Origin of the sequence: Hydrogenophaga sp. YM1 (genome assembly GCF_016903055.1) — a bacterium.
GTDB classification, from domain to species: Bacteria; Pseudomonadota; Gammaproteobacteria; order Burkholderiales; family Burkholderiaceae_C; genus Hydrogenophaga; species Hydrogenophaga borbori.
In genome coordinates this window covers 3,228,704-3,244,313 of the sequence record NZ_CP070223.1, presented here as the reverse complement: position 1 = coordinate 3,244,313, position 15,610 = coordinate 3,228,704, and the positions used below count along the sequence as shown (strand labels likewise).

General features: G+C 72.0%; 13 protein-coding genes. 1 reads left to right on the top strand and 12 read right to left on the bottom strand.

The window, feature by feature from the left end:
- Window positions 1-37: 37 nt before the first annotated feature.
- The 12 genes from JNX00_RS15270 to JNX00_RS15215 all read right to left on the bottom strand — a co-directional run bounded on the left by JNX00_RS15270 (window position 38) and on the right by JNX00_RS15215 (window position 14,384).
- On the bottom strand, window positions 38-484 hold the full coding sequence (locus JNX00_RS15270) for a GatB/YqeY domain-containing protein (protein WP_204742788.1): 447 nt from the start codon (window positions 482-484) through the stop codon (window positions 38-40).
- A gap of 117 nt (window positions 485-601) precedes the next feature.
- Complete coding sequence (gene rpsU / locus JNX00_RS15265) at window positions 602-814, bottom strand: 30S ribosomal protein S21 (protein ID WP_009520186.1); 213 nt, start codon at window positions 812-814, stop codon at window positions 602-604.
- Window positions 815-1,061: 247 nt separating this feature from the next.
- Window positions 1,062-2,273, bottom strand: coding sequence for an NAD(P)/FAD-dependent oxidoreductase (locus tag JNX00_RS15260; RefSeq protein ID WP_204745076.1), 1,212 nt, complete (start codon window positions 2,271-2,273; stop codon window positions 1,062-1,064).
- 31 nt (window positions 2,274-2,304) lie between these two features.
- Window positions 2,305-3,093, bottom strand: a complete 789-nt coding sequence (gene cobA, locus JNX00_RS15255) for a uroporphyrinogen-III C-methyltransferase (RefSeq protein ID WP_070397623.1) — start codon at window positions 3,091-3,093, stop codon at window positions 2,305-2,307.
- Window positions 3,074-3,991, bottom strand: coding sequence for a DNA-binding protein YbiB (ybiB, locus tag JNX00_RS15250; protein WP_204742787.1), 918 nt, complete (start codon window positions 3,989-3,991; stop codon window positions 3,074-3,076). The genes cobA and ybiB overlap by 20 nt, the downstream gene beginning before the upstream one ends.
- Before the next feature lie 70 nt (window positions 3,992-4,061).
- Window positions 4,062-6,851 (bottom strand): nitrate reductase, encoded by a 2,790-nt coding sequence (locus tag JNX00_RS15245; RefSeq protein ID WP_204742786.1) that lies wholly within the window; start codon window positions 6,849-6,851, stop codon window positions 4,062-4,064.
- The gene (nirD, locus tag JNX00_RS15240) at window positions 6,848-7,243 is read right to left on the bottom strand and encodes a nitrite reductase small subunit NirD (RefSeq protein ID WP_204742785.1); all 396 of its coding nucleotides are present in this window, start codon (window positions 7,241-7,243) and stop codon (window positions 6,848-6,850) included. Before nirD ends, JNX00_RS15245 begins: the two co-directional genes overlap by 4 nt.
- A complete protein-coding gene (gene nirB, locus JNX00_RS15235; protein WP_239478153.1) occupies window positions 7,240-9,729 on the bottom strand; it encodes a nitrite reductase large subunit NirB in 2,490 nt (829 codons plus the stop codon). Before nirB ends, nirD begins: the two co-directional genes overlap by 4 nt.
- Window positions 9,730-9,755: 26 nt before the next feature.
- On the bottom strand, window positions 9,756-10,598 hold the full coding sequence (locus JNX00_RS15230) for an ABC transporter ATP-binding protein (RefSeq protein ID WP_070397627.1): 843 nt from the start codon (window positions 10,596-10,598) through the stop codon (window positions 9,756-9,758).
- A gap of 29 nt (window positions 10,599-10,627) precedes the next feature.
- A complete protein-coding gene (gene ntrB / locus JNX00_RS15225; RefSeq protein ID WP_204742784.1) occupies window positions 10,628-11,494 on the bottom strand; it encodes a nitrate ABC transporter permease in 867 nt (288 codons plus the stop codon).
- A 34-nt stretch (window positions 11,495-11,528) separates the two neighbouring features.
- On the bottom strand, window positions 11,529-12,821 hold the full coding sequence (locus JNX00_RS15220) for a CmpA/NrtA family ABC transporter substrate-binding protein (protein ID WP_204742783.1): 1,293 nt from the start codon (window positions 12,819-12,821) through the stop codon (window positions 11,529-11,531).
- Between the two features lie 312 nt (window positions 12,822-13,133).
- Window positions 13,134-14,384, bottom strand: a complete 1,251-nt coding sequence (locus JNX00_RS15215; RefSeq protein ID WP_070397630.1) for a nitrate regulatory protein — start codon at window positions 14,382-14,384, stop codon at window positions 13,134-13,136.
- 72 nt (window positions 14,385-14,456) lie between these two features.
- On the opposite strand from JNX00_RS15215, the gene tsaD reads away from it, so the two are divergent.
- On the top strand, window positions 14,457-15,542 hold the full coding sequence (gene tsaD, locus JNX00_RS15210) for a tRNA (adenosine(37)-N6)-threonylcarbamoyltransferase complex transferase subunit TsaD (protein WP_204742782.1): 1,086 nt from the start codon (window positions 14,457-14,459) through the stop codon (window positions 15,540-15,542).
- Window positions 15,543-15,610: the final 68 nt, after the last annotated feature.

Sequence of the window (15,610 nt, the reverse complement as noted above, 5' to 3'; positions counted from 1 at the left end):
GCGGCGGCGGGCGCCGCCTGGGCGCCGCGCCCGCGGCTTATCCCGCCAGCGCCGCCTTCACCGCCGCCGACACCTGCCCCATGTCGGCCTTGCCCGCCAGGCGCGATTTCACCGCGCCCATGACCTTGCCCATGTCGCCCGGTCCCTTGGCGCCCAGTTCCGCCACGATGGCCTTCACCTCGGCCGCCACGGCCTCGGCCGACAGGCGCTCGGGCAGGTAGGCCTGCAGCACGGTCAGCTCGGCGGCTTCCTTGGCCGCCAGGTCGGGGCGATTGCCCTGTTCGAAGGCGGCGATGGAGTCCTTGCGCTGCTTGACCATCTTGTCGATCACGCCCACCACGGCGGCGTCGTCGAGTTCGATGCGCTCGTCCACTTCCTTCTGCTTGATCGCCGCCGTCAGCAGGCGGATGGTGGCCAGGCGCTCGGTTTCCTTGGCGCGCATGGCGGCTTTCATGTCGTCGGTGATGCGGGCTTTGAGGCTCATGGTGTCGCTCCGGTGGCGCTGCCGGCAGGCGCAGCGCAGGAAAGAGGGAAAGGGAAACGAAAAAGCCCGCTCTAGCGTCCTGGAGCGGGCTTTCGGTGCCGGACGGACCGGCTTCGTTCAGTACAGCTTCTTGGGCAGCTGCATGGAACGAACGCGCTTGAAATGGCGCTTGACCGCGGCGGCTTTCTTGCGCTTGCGCTCGGCGGTGGGCTTCTCGTAGAACTCGCGGGCGCGGAGGTCGGTCAGCAGGCCGAGTTTTTCAATGGTGCGCTTGAAGCGACGCAGAGCCACGTCGAAGGGCTCGTTGTCTTTGACACGGATGGTGGTCATGTATCGATCGATTCCTGAATGTGCGGCCAGAGGATGGCGGGGAAGATCAGGCCCGGCCTTCTTGGCTGCGAGGTGTCCCGTCTGAAACTAGTATTGGCCGACGGGAATTTGCCAGCAAAGCCCGCGATTATAGACGTTTCTACAGCGCTCGCTACCCGGGGCGACCCGCCGCCGGGCCGTCCCCAGGCGGATCAGCCCCCGCGGGCGGGCAGCGACCCGCGCAGCGGTGGGGCGTGGGGGCCCACCCTCAGAGCGCCTGGGCGCAGGCGTGGGCCGAGGCCCAGGCCCACTGGAAGTTGTACCCGCCGAGCCAGCCGGTCACGTCCACCACCTCGCCGATGAAGAACAGCCCGGCCTGGCGCGATTCCAGGGTCTGCTGGGACAGCTCGCGGGTGTCCACCCCGCCGCGCATGACCTCGGCCTTGCGCCAGCCCTCGGTGCCGGTGGGCACCAATTCCCAGCGCTGCAGGCGCTCGGCCAGGCGGGCCAGGGCGCGGTCGGCGGTTTCCATCACGGGGCGCTGCCAGTCGCCGTCCTGGGCGGCCCAGGCGTCGGCCAGGCGGGCGGGCACCCACTGGGCCAGTTCGTTGGCCAGCCGCTTGCGCGATCGGCGCTTGGCTTCGCTCAGGGCCGCGCCCAGGTCGGTGTCGGGCGCGAGGTTCAGGCGGATCGGCGCGCCGGCCTGCCAGTAGCTGGAGATCTGCAGCACCGCCGGGCCCGACAGGCCGCGGTGGGTGAAGAGCAGGTCTTCGTCGAAGGCCATGCGGTCTTTCTTGCCGCCGGTCTCGATGCGCACCGGCAGCGCGAGCCCGGCCAGGCCCGCATAGGGCGTCCAGGCGGCGCCGTCGAAGGTCAGCGGCACCAGGGCGGGGCGCGGTTCGACCACGCGCAGCCCGAACTGGGCCGCCAGGCGCAGGCCGAAGTCGCTGGCGCCGATCTGCGGGACGGGCAGGCCACCGGTGGCCACCACCAGCTTCGGGGCACGCACCGGGCCGCGGTCGGTGTCCAGCGCGTAGGCGCCGTCGCCGTCCTGCCGCACGGCCCGCACGGCGCAGGGCTGCCAGCGGTCGACCCCGCCGGCCTCGCCCTCGCGCAGCAGCACCTGGATCAGGTCGTCGGCCGAGCGGTCGCAGAACAGCTGGCCCTTGTGCTTTTCGTGCCAGGCGACGCCGTGGCGCTGCAGCAGGCCGATGAAGTCGGTGGGGGTGTAGCGCGAGAGCGCCGAGCGGCAGAAGTTCGGGTTCTCGCCCACGAAGTGCTTCTGCGGCGCGCGCGGGTCGAGGTCGCGGTTGGTGAAGTTGGCGCGCCCGCCGCCGGAGATGCGGATCTTCTCGGCGATCTTGGGGCTGTGGTCGATCAGCAGCACGCGCCGCCCGCGCTGGCCGGCGATGCCGGCGCAGAACAGGCCGGCGGCGCCGGCGCCGACGATGATGGCGTCGAAGGTTTGCACGCGCGGCAGTGTAGCCAGCGCGCGCGGCGCTTCCCGCGCTTCAGGCGGCGCGGCTGGCCGGCTCGGGCCGCGCCAGCGAGGCCAGGCCGCGCAGCACGTCGCCCACCACGATCACCGAGGGGCTGCCCAGGCCCTCGCGCCGCAGGCAGCCGCACAGGTCGTCCAGGGTGCCGATCGCGTGGCGCTGCTGCGGCAGGCTGGCGTGCTGCACCACCGCCAGCGGCGTGTCGCCCGGCAGGCCGGCGAGCAGGCCTTGCTCGATCTGCGCCGCGCCGCTCACGCCCATGTAGATGACCAGGGTGAGCTTGGCGTCGCGCGCGGTGGCAGCCAGGGCGGGCCAATCGGTGCCGGCGTCGCCGGGCTTGGCGTGGCCGGTGATGAAGACCACGCCGTGCGCGTGATCGCGGTGCGTGAGCGGCACGCCCAGCGCGGTGACCGCCGCCAGCCCCGAGGTGATGCCGTTGACCACGCGCACCGCGACGCCCTCGGCCTGCAGGTGCTCGATCTCCTCGCCGCCGCGGCCGAAGACGAAGGGGTCGCCGCCCTTGAGGCGCACCACCACCTCGCCCTCGCGCGCGGCCATCAGCATGAGCTTGTCGATGAAGGCCTGCGGTGTGCTGCGGCAGCCGCCGCGCTTGCCCACGCGCACGATGCGCGCCTGCGGGCTGGCGTGTTCCAGCACCGCTTCGTTGACGAGGTCGTCCACCAGCAGCACGGTGGCCGCGCCGATGGCGCGCACCGCCTTGAGCGTGAGCAGTTCCGGGTCGCCCGGGCCGGCGCCCACGAGCGTGACGGTGCCGGGCAGGAAATCAGGCGGTGGTGCGTTCATCGGCGTGGATCTCGGCAAGGATGCAGTCGGCCTGGCGCGCGATGGGCGCGGGCAGGGGGGCCTGGCCGTCGAGCACGGCGCGGGTGTAGGCGGCGGTGGCGGCCGGGTCGATGGCCGGCAGCTCGGGCAGTTGCGCGAGCGGGCCGTCCTGGGCGGCGATGCGCTCGATGCGCTGGCCGTCGCGCAACGCCTCGATGCGCGGCTGGCGGCGGGCGTCGGCCACGGGCTCGCCCTCGGTGCCGCGCAGCAGCAGCGCGTGCGCGCCGGTGAGCGCGAAGGTGGCGGCCATGTTGACGGCGTATTCGGGGTGGGTGTGGCTGCCCACGATCAGCGCGGGCCCGTCCACCGGGTTCATGAGTTTGACCAGGCTGTGGCCCGGGTTGCGCAGGCCCACGCTGCGGCGCACGTCCAGCAGGCGCTTGAGGCCGGGCAGCAGGGCCTCGGTGGGCACGAAGGCGCAGGCGCCGGGCGCGATGGCCTGGGCCGGCGCGGCCGGCGCCACGCCCAGCGCGGCGAACACCGCCTCGGCGGTGACCCGCCGGTCTTCGGTGGCGGTGCCGTGCACCAGCACCGCCGCGCCCCGGCGCGCCAGCAGCAGGGCCAGCAGCGGCGTGAGCAGCGGCAGCTTGCGCGCGCCGTTGTAGCTGGGCAGCACCACGATGGGCCGGCTGTTGCCCGGCACGCGGCGCAGGCGCGCGTGCGTGGCGTCGAGGAAGCCGGCCATCTCCTCGGGCGTTTCGCCCTTGATGCGCATGGCCAGGCAGAAGCCGCCCAGTTCGAGGTCGCTCACGGCCCCGTCGAGCACCTGGCCCATCAGGTCGGCGGCCTGCGCGCGCGTCAGCGCCCGCGCGCCGTCTTTGCCGCGGCCGATCTCCTTGATGTACTGGCTGATGCCCATGGTCGGGGGATTGTCTGGCAGGCTTGATGACTTGTCGTTATATGAAGGCCTTCCATGCCCAGAGCAGGAATCAGGCCGGCGCGGTGTCGCGCTCGCGCACCAGGCGACGCAGCTCGGGCAGGCAGGAGCCGCATTGGGTGCCGCAGCGCAGTTGGGTCTGCAGCTGGGCCAGGCGTTCCTCGTCGTTGCCCGGGGTGTCGCCCATGCGCGCCAGGCAGGCGCGGATGGCGCTGTCGCTGACGTTGAGGCAGGTGCAGACCTGCCGCCCGCGCGGGGCCTCGGCCACCGGGGCGTGGCCGCCGGGCATCAGCAGGCGCCGGCCGTAGGCGTCGGCGGGCCGGTCGTCCTGCAGCAGGGGCTTGAGCCAGGCCTCGGCGCGGGTGTCGCCGGCCAGCAGCACGGCGTCCAGCCGCTGGCCCTGGTCGTCCGTGCGGCGCAGGCGCGCGGCGCGGCGCTGGCCCAGGCGGCGGTCGGCATAGCGCAGGGTCTCGGGCGTGTCCAGGCCCAGCAGGGTTTCCAGGCGGTCCAGCAGCGCGGGCGGCGCCGGCCCGTGCGCGGCGGCGCGAAACAGCAGGCCGGTGCGCTCCCGTCCGAAGGGCACGCAGCTGGCGAACGGGAATTCGGCCATCAGGGCGCGCAGCGTGGCCTGCGTGGCCAGGGCGCGTTCCTCGGGCAGCCAGGCCAGGGCCAGCAGGGTCCAGGGCAGTTCGGCCTTGAGTACCTTCACCGCCGCGTGCTTGAGCTCGGGCTGCTGGGAGCCGGGGCAGCGGGCCGAGGTGGTGAGGGCGTTGACGCCGGCCAGCGGCTCGCCGGCGCTGCTGTGCCCGCCCAGGTACTCGGGGCCCCAGTGCATGGCGATGAAGGCCTGGGCCGGCGCGACCTGCCCGCTGGCCTGGGCGGGCAGCACGAGGCTGCCGCGCCGGCTGGTGACGTGCACCAGCTCGCCGTCGCGCAAGGCCAGGCGCTGCATGTCGCCCGCGTTCAGCTGCACGGCCGGCTCGGCCACGTGGCCGAACAGGCGGCCCAGGGTGCCGGTGCGGCCCATGCCGTGCCACTGGTCGCGCAGGCGGCCGGTGGTGAGCGAGAAGGGGTAGCGCGGTTCGCGTGGCTCGGCCAGCGGCCGGTGGGGCAGGGCGGCGAAGCGGGCGCGGCCGTCGGGGGTGGGGAAGACGCCGTCGCCGTAGAGGCGCGCCTTTCCTTGCGTGTCGCCTTCGCGCAGCGGCCACTGTTGGGGGCCGTCCCGGTCGAGCTGGGCGTAGCTCAGGCCGGTGATGTCCAGGTCGCGCCCGCGCGTGGACTCGCGGTGCTCCCGCCAGAGGGCTTCGGGCGTCTCGTGGGGAAAGAGCGCATGGCCCGGGCGCAGGCGGCGGGCGAAGTCGACCACGATGCGCCAGTCGTGTCGCGCCTCGCCGGGCGGCGGCACGGCCGCGCGCACGCGGCTGATGCGCCGCTCGCTGTTGGTGACGGTGCCGTCCTTCTCGCCCCAGGTGGTGGCGGGCAGCAGCAGGTCGGCGAAGCCGGCGGTGGCGGTGGTGGCGAAGGCCTCTTGCAGCACCACGAACTCGGCGCGCTGCAGGGCGCGGCGCACGGTGCGCTGGTCGGGCATGGACTGCGCCGGGTTGGTGCAAGCGATCCACAGGGCCTTCACGGCGCCGTCGGCGGCGGCCTCGAACAGCTCCACGGCGCTGAGCCCGGGTTTTTCCGGCACCGAGGGAATGCCCCACAGCGCGGCCACCTCGGCGCGGTGCGCGGGATTGGCCAGGTCGCGGTGCGCCGAGAGCAGGTTGGCCAGGCCGCCCACCTCGCGCCCGCCCATGGCGTTGGGCTGGCCCGTCAGGCTGAACGGCCCGGCGCCCGGCCGGCCGATCTGGCCGGTGGCCAGGTGCAGGTTGATCAGGCCGGCGTTCTTGGCGGTGCCGCTGCTGCTCTGGTTGAGGCCCTGGCAGTACAGGCTGAGCGTGGCGCCGCGGGCTTGCGGGTCGCCGCTGGCGCCGGTGGCGAACCAGCGCGCGGCGGTGATCAGGTCGTGCACCTCCAGGCCGCAGGCCTGGGCCACGCGCGCCGGCGTGCAGTCGCGCACCAGGGCCTCCAGGGCCTCGAAGCCGCGCGTGTGGGCCGTGATGTAGGCGGTGTCGGTCCAGCCTTCCCGCAGCATGAGGTGCAGCAGGCCGTGGAACAGCAGCGTGTCGCTGCCGGGCTGCAGCGGTAGGTGCAGGTCGGCCGCCTCGGCGGTGTCGGTGCGGCGCGGGTCGGCCACGATCAGCTTCATGCCGGGGCGCGCGCGGCGCGCGTCTTCCAGGCGGCGGAACAGCACCGGGTGCGCGTAGGCGGTGTTGCTGCCGGCGATGAACACGCAGCCGGCGTGGTCCAGGTCCTCGTAGCAGGTCGGGGGCGCGTCGGCGCCCAGGGTGAGCTTGTAGCCGGCGACGGCGCTGCTCATGCACAGGCGCGAGTTGGTGTCGATGTTGTTGGTGCCGATCAGCCCCTTGGCGAGCTTGTTGAAGGCGTAGTAGTCCTCGGTGAGCAGCTGGCCGCTGATGTAGAAGCCCACCGCGTCGGGGCCGTGCGTGGCGATGGCGCCGTTGAAGCGGCGCGCGGCCAGATCCAAGGCCTCGTCCCAGCTGGTGCGCTGCGGCGCGGCGCCGCGCGCGGCACGGACCTGGGGGTGCAGCAGGCGCGTCTGGCGTGCCACGTGGGGGGCGGCGGTGAGGTGCAGGGTCTGGCCCTTGCTGCACAGGCGCCCGGCGTTGGCCGGGTGCGCGGGGTCGCCGCGCACGCCGGTGATGCGATCGCCCTCGCTGTCGATGAGCACCCCGCAGCCCACGCCGCAGTAGGGGCAGGTGGAACGGGTTTCGGTCATGCGCTCTCGCGGCGCCGCGTGGGTGGGCCGGCCACGGGCCGGGTGAGGTCGGTGGCGTGCGTGGCGAGTTCGCGCGCGTCCAGGTGCACCAGGCCGTCGGCCACGCGCACCGCGAAGCGCGGCGTGCAGCCCTCGTCGGGCGCCTGGGCGCAGCCGTCGGCCAGGCCGATGGTCCAGTTGTGCAGCGGGCAGGCCACGCGCTGGTCGAACACGATGCCCTGGCTCAGCGGGCCACCCTTGTGCGGGCAGCGGTCGAGCAGGGCGAACACGCCGCCCTCGGCGTTGCGGAACACGGCCACGTCCAGGCCCACGGGGCGGCGCACGGTGCGCGAGCCCAGCACGGGGATGTCTTCGACGCGGCACACGGGCGTCCATGGGGCGGGAAGGCTCATGCGGCGCTCCCTTCAACGGCCGTGGGCTCAATGGGAATGAACTGGCGCGTGTCCAGCGCGGCCTTCTCGTGCTCGAACCAGGGGTCGGGCTCGCCGTCGAGCGCGGCCTGCAGTTGCGCCCACAGCGCCTTGCGGCCCTCGGCGTCGTCGAGGATGCGCCGCCTGACGTGGTCGATGCCCACGCGCGCCACGTAGTGCACGGTGCGCTCCAGGTACCAGCCTTCCAGGCGGTAGAGCTGCATGAAGGCGCCGGTGTATTCCAGCACCTCCTCGGCGGTCTTGAGCTTGACCAGGAACTGCGCCACCTCGGTCTTGATGCCACCGTTGCCCGCGATGACCATCTCCCAGCCCGAGTCCACGCCGATGATGCCCACGTCCTTGATGCCGGCCTCGGCGCAGTTGCGTGGGCAGCCGCTGACGGCGAACTTCACCTTGTGCGGCGCGTACATGCGCCACATGGCGCGCTCCAGGTCCTTGCCCATCTGCGTGCTGTCCTGCGTGCCCATGCGGCACCACTCGCTGCCCACGCAGGTCTTCACGGTGCGCAGCGCCTTGGCGTAGGCATGGCCGCTGGGCATGGCCAGGTCGGTCCAGACCGATTGCAGGTCTTCCTTTTTCACGCCGAGCAGGTCGATGCGCTGGCCGCCCGTGACCTTGACGGTGGGGATCCGGTACTTGTCCACCACGTCGGCGATGCGGCGCAGCTCGGCCGCCGTGGTCTCGCCGCCCCACATGCGCGGGATCACGCTGTAGGTGCCGTCCTTCTGGATGTTGGCGTGGCAACGCTCGTTGATGAAGCGGCTCTGCGGGTCGTCCCTGGCTTCTTTCGGCCAGGTGCTGATGAGGTAGTAGTTCACGGCCGGGCGGCAGGTGGCGCAGCCATTGGGCGTGCGCCAGCCCAGGCCGGCGAAGACCTCGGCGGTGCTGAGGTACTTGCGGTCGCGGATGGCGTCGCGCACCGCCTGGTGGCCGTGCTCGGTGCAGCCGCACAGGGCCTTGAGCTTCGGCGCGGCCGAGTAGTCGCCGCCGGCGGTGGCCATCAGGATCTGTTCCACCAGGCCGGTGCAGGAGCCGCAGCTGGCGCTGGCCTTGGTGTGCCGGCGCACCTCGTCCAGCGTGAACAGGCCCTTGTCCTTGATGGCCTGGCAGATGGCGCCCTTGCTGACGCCGTTGCAGCCGCAGACCTCGGCCGCGTCGGGCATGGCGGCGGCCTTGTGGTGGCCTTCGTGCCCGGTGTCGCCGATGTTGGACTCCCCGAACATCAGCTTGTCGCGGATGTCGGCCACGCTGCGGCCCTCGCGCAGCAGCTTGAAGTACCAACTGCCGTCCACGGTGTCGCCGTACAGGCAGGCGCCCACCAGCTTGTCGTCCCGGATCACCAGCTTTTTGTAGACGCCGCCGCCGGGGTCGCTCATGACGATCTCGTCGGTGCCCTCGCCGCCCATGAACTGGCCGGCCGAGAACAGGTCGATGCCCGTGACCTTGAGCTTGGTGGAGGTGAGCGAGCCGGTGTAGCGGCCGATGCCGAACTCGGCCAGGTGCGTGGCCAGCACCTTGCCCTGCTCGAACAGCGGCGCCACCAGCCCGTAGGCGATGCCGCGGTGCGCGGCGCACTCACCCACGGCGTAGATGCGCGGGTCGGTGACGGTCTGCAGGGTGTCGCTGACCACGATGCCGCGCTCGACGTGCAGCTTCATGGCCTCGGCCAGCGCGGTGTTGGGGCGGATGCCCACGGCCATCACCACCAGGTCGGCGGGGACCTCGCGGCCGTCTATGAAGCGCACGGCCTTCACGCGGCCGTCCTCGCCACCCACCAGCGCCTGCGTCTGCGCGCCGATGAGAAAGTTCATGCCGCGCGACTGCAGCGACTGCAGCAGCAGCCCGCCCGCCACGTCGTCCAGCTGGCGCTCCATCAGCCAGGGCGCCGCGTGCACCACGCTCACGCGCATGCCGCGCTTCATCAGGCCGTTGGCGGCCTCCAGGCCCAGCAGGCCGCCGCCGATGACCACCGCGTGCCGGTACTTCGCGGCGGCGTCGATCATGGCCTGGGTGTCGGCGATGTCGCGGTAGGCCAGCACGCCCTTCAGCTCCTTGCCCGGGATGGGCAGGATGAAGGGCTTGGAGCCGGTGGCCAGGATCAGGCGGTCGTAGGGCGCGCTGAGCGTTTCGCCGCTGGCGTGGCGCGCATGCACCAGCCGCTTGACGCGGTCGACCTCGGTCACCTCGAAGCCGGCGTGCAGCGCGACGCCGTTGTCCGCGTACCAGGCCCAATCGTTGAGCACGATCTGCTCCAGCGTCTGCTCGCCCGCGAGCACCGGCGAGAGCAGGATGCGGTTGTAGTTCGGGTGCGGCTCGGCGCCGAACACCGTGATGTCGTAGAGATCGGGGGCGAGCTTGAGCAGTTCCTCCAGCGTGCGGACGCCGGCCATGCCGTTGCCCACCATCACCAGTTTCATCCGTTGCCGCGGCTGGGCGCGCATGTCCATGGGGCTCTCCTTGGCCGGTGGTGGTTTCAGGCGCTGAGGGCTTCGCACGCCCGGGCCTTGGCGCCGCGCGACAGCGGCTCCACCTTGCGTTGCTTCTCGTGCAGGAAGCTCAGCACCGCGTGGCGGTAGTGGTTGTAGCGGGCGTCGTCGGACAGCGCGAGGCGATCGCGCGGGCGCTCCAGCTCGATGTCCAGGACCTCGCCGATGGTGGCCGCCGGGCCGTTGGTCATCATCACGATGCGGTCGGACAGCAGCACGGCCTCGTCCACGTCGTGCGTGATCATCATCACCGTGTTGCGCAGCTCGCCCTGGATGCGCATCACCTCGTCCTGCAGGTGCGCGCGCGTGAGCGCGTCCAGCGCGCCGAAGGGTTCGTCGAGCAGCAGCACCTTGGGCTGCATGGCCAGGGCGCGCGCGATGCCCACGCGCTGCTTCATGCCGCCCGATATCTCGGCCGGCAGGCGGTGCAGGGCGTGGCCCATGCTCACCATCTCCAGGTTGTGCAGCACCCAGTCCCGGCGCTCGGCCGCGCTCTTGCTGCCGCGAAAGGTCTTGTCCACCGCCAGCGCCACGTTTTGCTGCACCGTGAGCCAGGGCAGCAGCGAATGGTTCTGGAACACCAGCGCGCGGTCGGGGCCGGGCTCGTTCACCTCGCGGCCGTCGACGATGACGCCGCCCGCGCTGGCCTTGAGCAGGCCGGCCACGATGTTGAGCACGGTGGATTTGCCGCAGCCCGAGTGGCCGATGAGGGAGATGAACTCGCCGCGCCGCACGTCCAGGTGGATGTGGCGCAGCACGGGGTTGGCGGTGCGGCCCTTGGTGAAGGTCATGTCCACGCCGCTGATGCTGAGGTAGGCGTTGTCGTTCATGGGGAGGCTCCTGTGGGGGACGGGCGGGTTCAGCCGGCGCTGGTGCCGCGCGTGACGAGCTGGCCGAGGAAGGCGACGCAACGGTCGAGCAGGAAGCCGACGATGCCGACGCAGAAGAGCGCGAGGATGATGTCGCTGATGCGCGAGCTGTTCCACGCGTCCCAGATGAAGAAGCCGATGCCGACGCCGCCGATCAGCATCTCGGCCGCGACGATGGCCAGCCACGACAGGCCCACGCCGATGCGCAGCCCCGAGAAGATGAAAGGCGCGGCGGCCGGCAGCATGATCTGGCCGAAGTACTCGAGGCCGTTGAGCCGGATCACGCGCGCGACGTTGCGGTAGTCGTCGGGGATGTTGCGGATGCCGATGGAGGTGTTGATGATGATCGGCCAGACCGAGGTGATGAAGATCACGAAGATGGCCGAGGGCTGGCCGTCCTGGAAGCCGGCCAGCGAGATCGGCAGCCAGGCCAGCGGCGGCACGGTGCGCAGCACCTGGAACAGCGGGTCCAGGCCGCGCAAGGCCCAGGTGGATTGGCCCACCAGCACGCCCAGGCCCACGCCCGCCAGCACCGCCAGCGAGTAGCCGTACGCCACCCGCTTGAGGCTGGCCAGCAGCTGCCAGGCGATGCCGACGTCGTTGCCGCCGTTGTCGTAGAAGGGGCTGGCGATCAGCTCCCAGGTCTCCTGCACCACCTTGCTCGGCGGCGGCAGCGCCGCGCCGGGGCGCGAGCCCAGCAGTTCCCAGATGAGCAGCAGCAGGCCGGTGATCACCAGCGGCGGCAGCACGTGGGTCATGAAGCCGCGCGCGGCGCGCCGCAGCCCATCGGGCAGCGGGGTCGGGGGCGCGGCGGGCGTGGCCAGCCGGATCGGCTCGACGGTGTCGGTGGTGTTCATCGCGGGGCTCCAGGTGTCGGCAGGGGACGCGGGCTCAGGCGGCCTTGAGGGTTTTGATCGACAGGCTGTCGAGGTACTTCTTCGGGTTGGCGGGGTCGAAGACCTTGCCGTCGAAGAAGGTCTCGACGCCGCGCGAGGTGGACGTGGGGATGTCCTTGGCGGCCACACCCAGCGCCTTGGCGGCCTGGCGCCAGAGGTCCTCGCGGTTGACCTTGGCGATCAGGGCCTTGGTGTCCAGCGTGGTGGGCAGGTAGCCCCAGCGCATGTTCTCGGTGAGGAACCACAGGTCGTGGCTCTGGAAGGGGTAGCTGGCCTGGTCCTTCCAGAAGCGCATCTGGAACCGGCTGTTGGCCTCCACGCGGCCGGTGCCGTAGTCGAAGTCGCCCTTGACGCGGTCGATCACGTCGGCCACGGGCGCGTTGATCCAGCGCCGGCGCGAGCAGATCTCGGCCACCTCGGCGCGGTTGGCCGGTTCCTCGCACCACATCTGCGCCTCCATCACGGCCTTGAGCAGGGCCTGGGTGGCGTTGGGGTGGGCCTGCACCCAGTCGGCCCGCATGGCGAAGGCCTTCTCCGGGTGGTTCATCCACAGCTCGCTGGTGGTGAGCGCCGTGTAGCCGATCTTCTGGTTGATGAGCTGGCGGTTCCAGGGCTCGCAGACGCAGAAGGTGTCCATGCTGCCCACCTTCATGTTGGCCACCATCTGCGCCGGTGGCACCACGATGGTGGTGATGTCCTTGTTCGGGTCCACGCCGCCGGCGGCCAACCAGTAGCGGATCCACAGGTCGTGCGTGCCGCCGGGGAAGGTCATGGCCGCGTTCACCGCCTTGCCCGAGCCGCGCTTGGCCGCCAGGGCCTTGCCGAAGGCCTTGGCGTCCGTGCCCACCTTGAGGTCGGCGTACTCCGCCCCCACCGAGATGCCCTGGCCGCCCAGGTTCAGGCGCGCCAGGATGTTCATCGGCACCGGCACGTTGTTGGCGGTGACCGCGCCTGTGGTGATGAGGTAGGGCATGGGCGTGAGGATGTGCGCGCCGTCGATGCCGCCCTTGGGCGATCCGAGCACCAGGTTGTCGCGCGTGGTGCCCCAGGACGATTGCTTGAGCACCTCGACCTCGGTCATGCCGTGCTTCTTGAAGAAGCCCTTCTCGTCGGCCACGAACAGGGGCGCGGCGTCGGTCAGCGCGATGAAGCCGAGCTTGGCGGCCTTGGTTTCCAGCGCGGTGGCGGCGTGCGCGCGGGGGCTCAGCAGGCCGCCGGCGAAAGCGGCGGAGCCGAGGGCGCCGGCCTGTTGGATGAGGCGGCGGCGGGACAGCGGGATCGATGGCATGGTCGTGGACTCCTGTGGGGCGAATGGCGAACCGGAAACCCAAAGCACAACGGCGCCCATTTCCAGGCCCGCGAAACGCGGGAAGGAAATGGACGCCGTTGTCCGTGTCTGGGAAGACTGTCCAGACCGCGGCCGCCATTGGCCGCGAGCTGTGCTGTGCGTATTGAGCAGGGACCGTGCCAGCCCGTTTGGCCCGCGCGGGAGCGCGAATTCGGCCCCAAGGCGCCGCGCCAGTGCGCGGTCTGGTGCGCCTGCCGCCTTTTGTGCACCGCAGCAGTGCGAGTGAATCCCCAAGGCGCCGCGCGGCGGGGGTTACTTGATGACCTCGGCCATGGACAGCAGGGCCTCGGCCACGTCCACGAGGCGCCGGTTCTGGTTCATGGCCATCTGGCGCAGGGTCTTGTGGGCCTCGGCCTCGCTCAGCTGGCGGTGCGCCATCAGCAGCCCCTTGGCGCGCTCGATGAGGCGGCGCTCGTTCAGGCTGGCGCGCACGGCCTCCAGCTCGTCGCCCATGGCCTGCAGGCGGCGCGCCTGGTCGTGCACCAGTTCCAGCACCGAGCGGTCCAGCGGCAGGGAGAAGCCCTGGGCGGCGCCTGGCGCGGCGGGGCCGTTCGGATCGGCCGGCGCCAGGTAGAAGACCAGGGGGTCGGCCGCGGCCTGGGCGCTGAGCGCGCCGAAGCTGGCCAGTTCGGCCTGGGCCTGGGCGATCTTCTCGCCGCACAGGGCGCGCAGATCGGCGGTGAGGCGGTCTTCCACCAGCTTCATGGCGTCCATGCGCGCGCTGCAGACGTCGAACCAGGCCTGGCTGAGTTCCGGCCGCAGCGCGGCCCCATGCGGGGCGGTGTAGAGCACGCGGCGCAGGCGCTCCAGCTCGGCCAGGGGGGCGCTGGTGTGCGGCGCCGTCCACAGCGCGCGCGCGGTGGGTGGGGCGACGCTGTCGAACAGCTCCAGGCAGCGCTCCTGCGATTCGATCAGGTGCAGCAGGCGCTGCTGCCCGGCGCTGTCGGACTGGCCGCGCGCGAACAGGGCGGCGCCGACGGCGCGCTCCTGGCCCGCGAACTCCTTGCCCTGGATGAAGTTGAACAGCGCCACCAGGCGGCGCGAGACCTCGGGGTCGGTGGCGCTGTCGGCGGCCTCGAACACCACGGCAAGCAGAGCGGCAACCAGCCGGGCATAGGCCTCGGTGGCGCGGTCGGTGTCCCAGGCCTGGGCATCGAGCTGGCCCCGCAGCGCGTCCAGGCCGTCCAGGCCCTGCAGCACGTAGGCGATGCGGCTGAACAGTCGCGCGCCGTGGCCGGCCTGGGCGGTGCCGGTGTCCACGCGCTCGAACTGGGCGCGCCACTCGGCCTCCACCTGGCGCGAGGCGCCGATCTGCGCCGCGCGCGCCTCGGCGAAGCGCTGGCCCATGGAGCCCAGGTACAGATTGGTGAGCCCGCGCTCGCGCTGCAGCTGGTGCACCAGGCGCGCGCTCACGTCCACCAGGGTGGCGGTGAAGGCCAGGCGCTGCAGGCCATCGATCTCGCAGCGCTTGGCGGCCAACAGGAAGTCCAGGCCCGTTTTCATCGTTCACCCTTGCGACGGCACATCTCCCCGATGGGGAGCAACAAGCGTGCCGCCCTTAAACTCCCGCCCCTCATGCGAATCCTCGGCATCGAATCCTCTTGCGACGAAACCGGCGTGGCCCTGGTGGACGCCAGCGGGCAGGGCGTGCCGCGCCTGCTGGGCCACGCGCTGCACAGCCAGATCGAGATGCACCAGGCCTATGGCGGCGTGGTGCCCGAGCTGGCCAGCCGCGACCACATCCGCCGCGTGCTGCCGCTGACCGACGCCGTGCTGGCCCAGGCCGGGCTGGCGCTGTCCGACGTCGACGCCATTGCCTGCACGCGCGGCCCCGGCCTGGCCGGCGCGCTGCTGGTGGGCACGGGCGTGGCGCACGCGCTGGGCGTGGCGCTGGGCCGGCCGGTGCATGGCATCCACCACCTGGAAGGGCACCTGCTGTCGCCCTTCCTGAGCGCGGATCCGCCCGACTTCCCGTTCGTGGCCCTGCTGGTCTCGGGCGGGCACACGCAGCTCATGCGGGTGGACGGGGTGGGGCGCTACGCGCTGCTGGGCGAAACCATCGACGACGCGGCCGGCGAGGCCTTCGACAAGTCGGCCAAGCTACTGGGCCTGGGCTACCCGGGCGGGCCGGCGCTGGCGCGCCTGGCCGAGCGGGGCGATGCCGCCGCCTACAAGTTCCCCCGCCCGCTGCTGCACAGCGGCGACCTGGACTTTTCCTTCGCCGGCCTCAAGACGGCGGTGCTGACCCAGGTGAAGCGCCTGGCGCGCGCCGCGCCCGAGGGCCCGGCCACCAGCCACCTGGCCGACCCACTGAGCGAGCAGGAGAAGGCCGACGTGGCGGCCGGCGCGCAGGCCGCCATCGTGGAGGTGCTGGTGAAGAAGTCGCTGGCGGCGCTGAACGCCACCGGTCTGCGCCGCCTGGTGGTGGCCGGCGGCGTGGGCGCCAACACCCGTCTGCGCGCCGAGCTCGATGGGGCGGCCGCGCGGCGCGGCCTGCGGGTGCACTACCCGGAACTGGCGCTGTGCACCGACAACGGCGCCATGATCGCCCTGGCCGCCGGGCTGCGCGCCCAGGCCGGCCTGCTGGCCGCCGACGCCCCGGCCGGGCGCTTCGACGTGGCCCCGCGCTGGCCACTGGCCGAGCTGGCGCCCGCCGCCTGAGTGGGCCTTGGTCGCCTGACCGGCGGCGGCGGGTTTCAATAATTATGAATTAGAGTACCCGTCCTGTC